Here is an 8,924-nt window from a genome sequence, read left to right as displayed (position 1 = left end):
TAAGTGTCTTTTTTGTTATATTGGGTTATTAGAAAAAGCCCTAGCATGAGCTAGGGGACAATTTCCGTGTGGTAGTAAGAAAGAAAACAATGTTCATTGTACTTTATATTGCGATATCTATATTAAATGATTAAAGGTACCTATTTAGATGTTCTACTTGTTTCTATATATTCTAAAATGAAAAATATCAATCTAATTCATTTCATCTTAGAAGGATATTTCCAATCTTTTTCTTTTCGAGTATTTAGAGCAAGTTTAAATGAATTTGTAGAAAGTGTTTGTTTTTCTATTTTCTCTAATCTCTCATCTAATTTTTCAATAGCTTCTTTTGTTTCCTTCAGCTCTAATTTAATTTCTGTCAGCAAACGGAGTATTGAATCTCCTTTTGTCATTTTCAACAGTAATCGCTCCCTTACTTATATTAAAAGTGTTACTTTATATAGTTGAAATTTCAATTAAAATGGAAGTAGCTACATATAGTCATATTGAACATCCTTTTACTTATTTATAGATATATAATAGCAATACTATTGAATTTCTAGCCATTTAACTAAATAACAATAAACTTCATGAAGTTTATTGTTGTTCGTCTTTAACTCTAATTATATAATCAATATATAAGGTTATTTGTTGTTAGTGAAACATAAGTAAACAAGGGGCGCAAACACTAGCAATATCAAAGGAATAGTCCCTTTGGCTTCACTATTATTTCTATTTAGTGTTAAAAGGGGATAGTATAAAAAATAACCACCTGGTCCTATTTAAAAGGAGATAATTTATACATGTTAGAGACTATTGAAATGAGAAAAAAACAACACGAAATAAAAATACATAAATACAAAAATATACAAAAATACTATAATTCATTTTTGTTTGCAATCTCAATTATTTATTTTCTCTATTTCATTATTATTGATCATTCTCTTTCAGCACATCCATTACAATCTTTCATTATTGGTTTTACTCTTTGGAGTATAGGCCTAGCTATACATCTAAAACTTTTATATGAGAAAAAGGGAAAACGAAAAGTCATGAATATAGAAACAATAAACGAAATGAAAAAAAATAAATATATGAGTCCTGGAAGAAAAGAACGTTATATTAAAGATTATAATGCTTCCAAAAATGAACTAGAAAAAATAATGACTTACGCTAAATTTAGCTTAGAAGCTAAAGAAAGGGAAAATGAGATAAAAGGCGACAAAGGAATTTAGATATATAATTGTAGTATTACATGCAGATAGTAGCTAGAAATATAAAAAATAAAGGGGGGATTTAAACATGAAATCAACAGGTGTTACAAGAAAAGTAGATAAATTAGGGCGAATTGTTCTTCCGAAAGAGTTAAGAAAAACATTAGGAATTGCAGAAAAAGATCCTATAGAAATATTTGTAGAAGATGAAAAGATTATTTTACAAAAATATAAATCTTATGATGCTTGTGCAATAACTGGTGATATTTCAGAAAAAAATATATCATTAGCAAATAATAAAATTGTTCTTAGTCCAGAAGGGGCGGAACTTTTAATTAAGGAAATCCAACAGCAATTGGTTAAATAACAACATTCTTCTTAGTACATTACAAAGAAAAAGACATCTCTATAGATGTCTTTTTCTTTGTCTTAAACCAACATGATTCTAAAAACACTACTTTTATAATGGCAAATATATTAGCAATATTTCATATCACATTCATTTTAGCATAAATAATCACACATTCTATATATATGAATATAAATTCAAGAAAAATACATAATTTCTTTTAGAAAACGAACGTATTCTCATGAAACGACTTGATTATTTAAGTTAAGTGGGAATATAATAAGAACAAACGTTCTTGTTTTAGGGTTAATGCAGTGTATGGCTGTTTATTTTTCCGAGCAATACAAAATTAATTGTTAATATGAGCTATGCAGACAAAAGAAGAAATAGATCTTTGGCATTATAAATATGTAATTATACTATACAGGTTTGTTAGAATAATTAGTTTGATGCATTAAATAAGATATTAGTTGCTACTGATGGATTTCATTTTAATAATTCAGATTATTTAGATCGTTATGTAGAGTTTATCATTCACAAATATCAAAAAGGTATGGATAGATGATCCAAACACATACCTTTTCATGAATTTCAAACTTATTTTTTACCTTATGATAGAAAGTGCTTCTTAATGAAATATGTATAATTAATAAGAACATCCAGCGCTTCTTGTTGCTTTTCAGCAGGTATATCTGCTAACGCTACTTTAATAGATTCTAATTTACTTTCTAGAGGATTATTTCTTCCGAACAATTCATCTATGAAGATATTGTGTAGCTCTGCAATCCGCATTATCGAATCTGCATCAGGATCAGCTTTTCCATATTCCCAATTTGCATAAGTAGTACGGGCGATGTTTAGGCGATGTGATATATCGGCTTGCGTATATCCTCGTTTTTTTCGCAATTCAGCAAGTCGTTTGCTTAAATGGGACATATCTTTACCTATTCCTTTCTGATTTATAACGTTAGTGTAAATGTTATGATGAAAGAGAGATATTTAGAGTTCTATGAGCAGAAAAATAGGAAGAAAACGATACATCAATCGAGTTTCTTCTTATTATATATATACTTACTAAAATAACGAATTTCCGATATCTATTGTGGCCAAGTTTTGACGTCTTGTACGTTCTCTTAAATAACGTTCCGTCGTCATAATAGACTCATGTCCTAAATAGTCACGTATTTTCTTAAGTTCGACTCCTTTTCCCATTAAATGATTGGCGAAGAAGTGTCTACAGGTATGAGGAGTTATTCTATCTTTTCGGTAACGCAGAAATGGTAAATTAGTTTCTTCAATTTTTTCTGCTACATATTTTGATAAGTAGTCGGCCCTATAATGAGAACCATCCGCTTTAGGTAGAAAGGCAGATGAACTAGAGGCATCTAATTCACTCGTTTGTTTTCGTAATTGACGAAGACGACAGAGATCGTTAAGTACATCTTCAAAGATACGAACTTCTCTCGTTTTATTTCCTTTACCAACTACACGTAGGAGATAAACATTTAAAGAAGGGTGGAATGCAAGGTCAGCCCACTTTGCATTTGCAACTTCCTCAATCCGGAGTCCAGTAGTTGTAAGAAGGAAAAACAAGGAATACATAAAGAAATTCGTTTTCTTCAATGTATCTAGAATTTCGTTCACTTCTTCTGGAAAGAGATCACGATTGACTAGCTCTTCTTTTTTTACAGATACTTTTTTGAGACGACTACTAAAGTTGTCAGAGAGTCCATTGTTATCATACACATATTTTAAAAACTGCTGAACCACTGTTTTCTTTCGACGTAATGTGGTGGCCGCGTACTTCTTACTTAGTTGATAGAAGTAGATTTCCATATCATTATGGGATAGCTCCTGGATGGTTCCAATGGTTTCTTTTATGTAACGAAGAAAATGAGAAAGATCGTGCAGATACTGTTGTTTAGTTCGCTCACTTCTTTTTTTCGTTAAAGAAGGCTCATCATGTAAAAATAAATAAACTAATGATTCTTCACTTAATTGGGAGTAGTCAATATTACGGATACCCAAACCCATAATTTTTTCGAAATGACTGCTATCAAAAAAATCCGATTTAGATTTTACAAGTTGATTATTATGTTCGTAATTTATAATATTCAAATTTACACACACCTTTTAATAGAATGAAAAGATACACATATATTTTTATAAAATTTTATGATTCTAATTATACCACAATAAATACATAATTTATTGTGGTATAAAATGAAATGTTTAAATATATATTTTTGGCTTATTATTTAACGTTTCTATTTAGGTAATGTATAATGGAAATGTTTAATTGATTTTTTTGTACATTTCAATCCAAATGCGGTAGGAGGAGATTTTTTTGACTAGTCTTCGTCTGAAAATTTTACAAGAAATCCATAACTTAGAAGATACCCATTGTTCAATTTGCCCTCTGAACAACCTATCAGTGAATTGTACAGATGAGCAAGAACAGGCAAAACAGAGAAACTACAAACATTGTAAAGGTTGTCCCATTTTCGATTCCATCCGAGAGAAAGGAGAGCAATTGAATTCTTTATCGAAAAAGAGTACATTTAATAAGGTACGGGAACGTTATATGGAAAATCCTTTTAAGTATCTTCAGTATAAAGAGTACTCAATCACAGATGTAGTAAAAGAAACCGGTTTAACAAAGTATCAACTAAGAAAATTTAAACAACAGCTAGAATGAAAGTTTCGGATGAGGTGAGAAATGGACTATTTATCTTTAGAAGAGGTATGCGATAGGGTAGGTTTAACAAAAAATCAATTAGGCTATTTAATTAAGTATAAACACATCGAACCTATCAATATGGCCACTTGGAAAGCAGATGGCGGATATCGCTTTGAGCAAGGAGATGTAGAAAAGTTAGAGGAATTATACAAAGACTCTTTAACATTAAAAGAAGCAGCTGAATTTCTAAGTAAGTCTAAGACTTACGTTCATAATGCAGCTAAAGATGGGATATTGCCCTTTAAAGAGATTGCTAAAGGGAAATCAACTGAACGATTGTACTTAAAAAAGGATTTGGAAATTTTCAAAGAAAGAATTGAAAACAGATCAAAAGAAGAATCGAAAGAGAAAAAGCAGCATTTAAGTCTCTATCTTGATGAAAAGGTAGTAGAAGCAATAAAGAAAAAGGCTGCAAAGAAAGGGTATAATGGCTACAAGAAGTTTGCTGAAGACATTTTATCTGCAGAAGTAAAAGAAGACATAGAAGAATAGAAATCCCAGAGAGAATAGATCCCTGAAAAATGAAAAAACATTAAAAGGGTTCTATTTTCATTTTTAAGAAACTTTCTCTCTTCCGAGTGCAATTACATTACCCTAAACACAAAAAACGATTACAGACGATTTTGAGAGGTCACTTTTCGGGTGCATTCCTAAAAAAATCACTGTAATTTCAAGAAAAGGGTTAATATATATAAGTTAGAAAATAAAGGAAAATAAAGTGGATAATTACAAGGGCGTTTTATTTGAAATTATATTCTCAAAAAATAGCATATGAAACTAAGGTCAATTATGAAAAATCCAAGAAATACAGTATACATATTCAGATTATAGTAAACTAAATTCTTATAAAACTCCTTAACTAAAAGATTATATACAGACTAAAATTGGACAGATTTTCTATTTTAGATTGTTGAAGTATGGTAAAATAGAAGTATAACTGTATATCGTGTGAAGGTGGGCTTGTTATTATCCCTTCTTTCCATTTGGAAGGAAAGGGGGTGATATAACATGGAATTTTTGTTCGAACTTTTAAAAGAAATTGCAAGAGCAGTTGTGCGTGAGGTTTCAGCATACGCACTGAAAAAGCAATTCGAAAAAAAAGACAACAAAAAACCCGCGCTTCACCGACCAAAGTACAAGCGTGGGTCTAAAAGAAAAAGATAATGCATAATAACAGCCACCTTGACAGTAGCAGTTATGAGACGGGATGTTGACAGCATCTCGTCTTTTTTAGTTTATGCAATTCAGTTAAGTACTATACTTTATATATACTGAATATGCATTCAATATATAACTAATCTAAAGTAAACATACCATATTTTCATTTTTTGGTCAACGTTTGGAAATATGAGGGACTAAATTAAGTGGTTTATACTGTGATTCCTAATTTAAGTGATATAAAAAATAAAAGTAGTTTTATAGGGAAGGGTTTGCTTATTTTGAAAACAAGCAAACCCATTTAATAGTTAGTCTTTAATATATTTTACGGCAATGGTTTTATCTATATCTTTGTGCAAATTGCTCGGTATAAGAATCAACTAATTTTGTACGTCCAGAATCAGAATAAACTTTAATGTTGTATTTAATATAAACATTGTATGCATCTTGATCCTGCCATTTTTGTACAGTCCACCAATAGTTTTTACTTTTAGGAAGAGATAGTCCACCTATTACATACCCAGCTACACCAGAAGCAAACGTATTTCCGATTTTCGCTATAACCCCAGCACCTAAACCTGCTATAGCTGCGTTAACCATAAAACGATATGAGGCATTATAAAATACATTGTTTCCATAAGTTGTCGTTACATATTTCCAGTTGAATGTACCAGCTGTGGGGTGAACATATTGAATTTGATCCGAATCTTTAGGTGTTATTGGATTAAAGGGAGCTTGTCCATTTAGGAATAAAGAGTCTAAATCTTGTTGAGGTAATGAACTAATATCAATTGCTCTATTTTCTTTTGATACATCCTGGTTGTAAGAAACTGCAGGTGAATTTCCTTCCTTGTTCTCTGCTGCTTGCGTTGTTGAACTAAATGCAAACCCTGAGCTTAGTAATAAAACCAATGAACTTCCTGCTAATAATGTTTTTTTCATAATAATCCCCTTTCATTTGTATAAGAAATTTAATACAATATATTATACAGTCATTCTCTGAAAAGTAATTATTTTCTAAAAATAGGAGGTAGGAGTCAATATGTTTGGTAAGATTACTTCAAAAAATGAACGTATTTACGTAATTATTGTAGTTGCACTGTCTATAGGGTTGTTTAGCATATCTCGTACAGTTTGGTGGTTGTATGGAATGGCGTTTTTATTGTTTTTATCCGCTTTTATATTTAGAGACAGACCTACAAAAAAGGAAGTAATGATAAATCTTGTTGGCTTTGTAGCATTATGTTTTATTTTTTGGATAGGAGAATACATCATAAATTTGTAAAATACTAACAATAATTCTTATTAAATACGATTATAACAAATTATTAGATAAATGGAATATTTTACTAACAATTTTAATATAGTGCTAGTTAGGAAAAATCGGTTATTTAAGGGGTTTATGCCGTTATTTTTATTTAGAAATTTTGAAATAATTAAGATTCCTTGTTAGCAATGAAAGAAATAAGTCTATGAAAAAATATAAAATAAAACATATTTATAACAGAAACAGCTCAAATTTCTCATTAGGAATTTGGGCTGTTTTTATGATGGGACATACTTTCGCCTTTTGGAACGGATATTTTCAAATGATAACCATTAACGAAAGAATGATATGTTATAATTTTCATAATATATATGCAAAGAAGGGATGGAATGAGCACACAAATTAAGGTAACACCGGAACAATTAGAACAAGCTGCTAAAACAGTAAGAAATACGAGATCATCATTAGAATATATACATAAAGATTTATACTCTCAAACTGAATATATAGCTTCTCAGTGGAGCGGAGCAAGCAGTGATCGTTTTTATCAGATGTTTAATGAAGCAAAGCCAATGATGTTTAACATCTTGCAAGAATTAGATAAAATAGCAGTAGAATTAGAACGTGCAGCTGTTAAATTCCGAGATGCAGATGAATTGTATGGTGGAAATTTAGCTGACCATGATATTCAAGAAGGTGCCATGTGTGGAAAACTCCCTCCAAAATCAGAAGAGTCATTTTTCAATAAAAAAGATTTAAATGCTGCATGGACTGGTATTTCTACTGGGTTTGTAGATGGTGCAGTGGATGCGTGGGAAGGACTGATATCCTTAGGTGATAAAGAAACCTGGCTGAATATGCAAGATGCAATTGTAAACTATAGGGAGACTATTCCTGCTGCATGGAACACCGTATCAGATACGTTTATGAATAAATTTTGGAATGGGGATCTGGAAAGTAGAGAGCATTATGTAGCTTATGGTATAGCAACGTTAGGGCTCGGGCTTCTGGGGGATAAGGGTCTTAGTAAAGCAGGACAAGTTGGGAAGGTAGCTGCTATTACAGGTTTTACTAAAGGAAAATCACTTGTAATTAATTCTCCGACATATAGAAATGCATTACATATATTAAACAATTATGAATTCAAAGCTGGAAATCATCTTTCATATGCGGGAGTCGGTAGTATTAAACAGTACTTGCAGAAAGCAGCTCCATATACTTATGAAGGTAAAAATGGTCCAAAGACAATTAGTTTAAGAATGGGTGAGTTAGCTGGAAATAAACATCCAGTTTCAGGTATACCATATGACTTAAATGGATTCCCTATTTTCGATGCTTTTGCTGAAGTAAAATTAAAAGAAGTTGACTTTAAAAAATCAAGACCTACTCATGATAGAATATGTAATAAGCTGTTATATGAACAGATATTAGAAGATCCAAAACTAGCAGCTAAATTTACAGCAGAAGAAATTGAATTATTTAAAAATGGTCAGAAACCCAAAACATATACATGGCATCACCATCAGGACACAGGAAGAATGCAGCTTGTAGACGCGAAATTACATAAGCAAACTGGTCACACGGGTGGGTATAACATCTGGGGGAAAGACGGAGAAAAATAGGGAGGTTTATTAATGCATAACATTGTATGGGTTGGTGTAAGTAATGAAAAAGTAACAGATCATGAAATCGAACAAGTAGAAAAATATTTTAACATTAAACTACCTAATGATTTTATTGAATGTGTGAAGAAATACGATGGAGGTTACCCACGTCCTAAAATATTTGATGTACCAGGACAAGATGAAAATGTATTCAATGATTTATTGACCTTCCATATAGAAGATGAGTATTCAATTGTAAAAAATTATGAAGATATAAAAGAAGAATTATTAGACAATATATATCCTTTCGCAAATGATCCTTTTGGGAATTTCTTATGCTTTGACTATCGTAATAATTCCGCATTACCAACAATCGTATTTTGGGACCATGAAGAAGAGGACATGGAAAAAGCAATATATCCTGTTTGCTCAACATTTACAGAATTGCTTGCTAGTCTACGTGATTTTGAAGAAGAAGATTGAGGGAACTAAAAAAACGGTCTAGAATTCTAGACCGTTTTTTTATGATTTACTAATTTTCCAACCATCATCCGTTTTCTCTAGTTCAATTACGATTACCTTATTAGGGGTCCCGTCACATGCCCATCAACTT

At 31.1% G+C, this 8,924-nt stretch carries 12 protein-coding genes and 1 pseudogene; 8 read left to right on the top strand and 5 right to left on the bottom strand.

All coding sequences use genetic code 11. The features are described 5' to 3' along the window. Positions 1–197: 197 nt before the first annotated feature. Entirely contained in the window at positions 198–392 is a 195-nt protein-coding gene (locus tag KI356_RS08555; RefSeq protein WP_033672094.1) for a hypothetical protein, read from the bottom strand. Between the two features lie 390 nt (positions 393–782). Here KI356_RS08555 and KI356_RS08550 point away from each other — a divergent pair, with 390 nt between their 5' ends. Next, positions 783–1,214, top strand: coding sequence for a hypothetical protein (locus tag KI356_RS08550; protein WP_000894389.1), 432 nt, complete (start codon positions 783–785; stop codon positions 1,212–1,214). Positions 1,215–1,281: 67 nt separating this feature from the next. Further along, positions 1,282–1,560 carry an AbrB/MazE/SpoVT family DNA-binding domain-containing protein gene (locus KI356_RS08545; RefSeq protein WP_000843061.1) on the top strand — a complete coding sequence of 93 codons (279 nt, stop codon included), beginning with the start codon at positions 1,282–1,284 and terminating at the stop codon, positions 1,558–1,560. Between the two features lie 591 nt (positions 1,561–2,151). Here the strand turns inward: KI356_RS08545 and KI356_RS08540 are convergent. Both KI356_RS08540 and KI356_RS08535 read right to left on the bottom strand, forming a co-directional pair. After that, positions 2,152–2,478, bottom strand: coding sequence for a helix-turn-helix transcriptional regulator (locus KI356_RS08540; protein WP_000019024.1), 327 nt, complete (start codon positions 2,476–2,478; stop codon positions 2,152–2,154). A gap of 138 nt (positions 2,479–2,616) precedes the next feature. Continuing rightward, positions 2,617–3,660, bottom strand: coding sequence for a tyrosine-type recombinase/integrase (locus tag KI356_RS08535; protein WP_001021543.1), 1,044 nt, complete (start codon positions 3,658–3,660; stop codon positions 2,617–2,619). 229 nt (positions 3,661–3,889) lie between these two features. Here KI356_RS08535 and KI356_RS08530 point away from each other — a divergent pair, with 229 nt between their 5' ends. The 3 genes from KI356_RS08530 (at position 3,890) to KI356_RS08520 (ending at position 5,446) form a co-directional block, all read left to right on the top strand. After that, complete coding sequence (locus KI356_RS08530; protein ID WP_000202840.1) at positions 3,890–4,240, top strand: zinc-finger domain-containing protein; 351 nt, start codon at positions 3,890–3,892, stop codon at positions 4,238–4,240. Positions 4,241–4,261: 21 nt separating this feature from the next. After that, positions 4,262–4,774 (top strand): helix-turn-helix domain-containing protein, encoded by a 513-nt coding sequence (locus tag KI356_RS08525; RefSeq protein ID WP_000385108.1) that lies wholly within the window; start codon positions 4,262–4,264, stop codon positions 4,772–4,774. Positions 4,775–5,290: 516 nt separating this feature from the next. Continuing rightward, positions 5,291–5,446, top strand: coding sequence for a hypothetical protein (locus KI356_RS08520; RefSeq protein WP_000394773.1), 156 nt, complete (start codon positions 5,291–5,293; stop codon positions 5,444–5,446). Positions 5,447–5,779: 333 nt separating this feature from the next. On the opposite strand, the gene KI356_RS08515 is transcribed toward KI356_RS08520, so the two are convergent. Further along, positions 5,780–6,382, bottom strand: a complete 603-nt coding sequence (locus KI356_RS08515; RefSeq protein ID WP_000751948.1) for a hypothetical protein — start codon at positions 6,380–6,382, stop codon at positions 5,780–5,782. Between the two features lie 100 nt (positions 6,383–6,482). Between KI356_RS08515 and KI356_RS08510 the strand changes: the two genes are divergently transcribed. From KI356_RS08510 to KI356_RS08500, 3 genes are all read left to right on the top strand, one after another. Next, positions 6,483–6,725 carry a hypothetical protein gene (locus KI356_RS08510; protein ID WP_000467112.1) on the top strand — a complete coding sequence of 81 codons (243 nt, stop codon included), beginning with the start codon at positions 6,483–6,485 and terminating at the stop codon, positions 6,723–6,725. 371 nt (positions 6,726–7,096) lie between these two features. Further along, positions 7,097–8,329: a WXG100 family type VII secretion target gene (locus KI356_RS08505; protein WP_000107156.1), complete on the top strand. Its 1,233-nt coding sequence runs from the start codon at positions 7,097–7,099 to the stop codon at positions 8,327–8,329. Between the two features lie 12 nt (positions 8,330–8,341). Beyond that, the gene (locus KI356_RS08500; protein ID WP_000551585.1) at positions 8,342–8,794 is read left to right on the top strand and encodes an SMI1/KNR4 family protein; all 453 of its coding nucleotides are present in this window, start codon (positions 8,342–8,344) and stop codon (positions 8,792–8,794) included. Positions 8,795–8,833: 39 nt separating this feature from the next. Here the strand turns inward: KI356_RS08500 and KI356_RS08495 are convergent. After that, positions 8,834–8,899: pseudogene (locus KI356_RS08495) on the bottom strand (DUF4878 domain-containing protein); the annotation flags it as partial. Between the last annotated feature and the right edge of the window lie 25 nt (positions 8,900–8,924).

The organism is Bacillus hominis, assembly GCF_018332515.1.
GTDB lineage: Bacteria > Bacillota > Bacilli > Bacillales > Bacillaceae_G > Bacillus_A > Bacillus_A hominis.
This window is presented reverse-complemented; position numbering and strand designations above follow the sequence as displayed.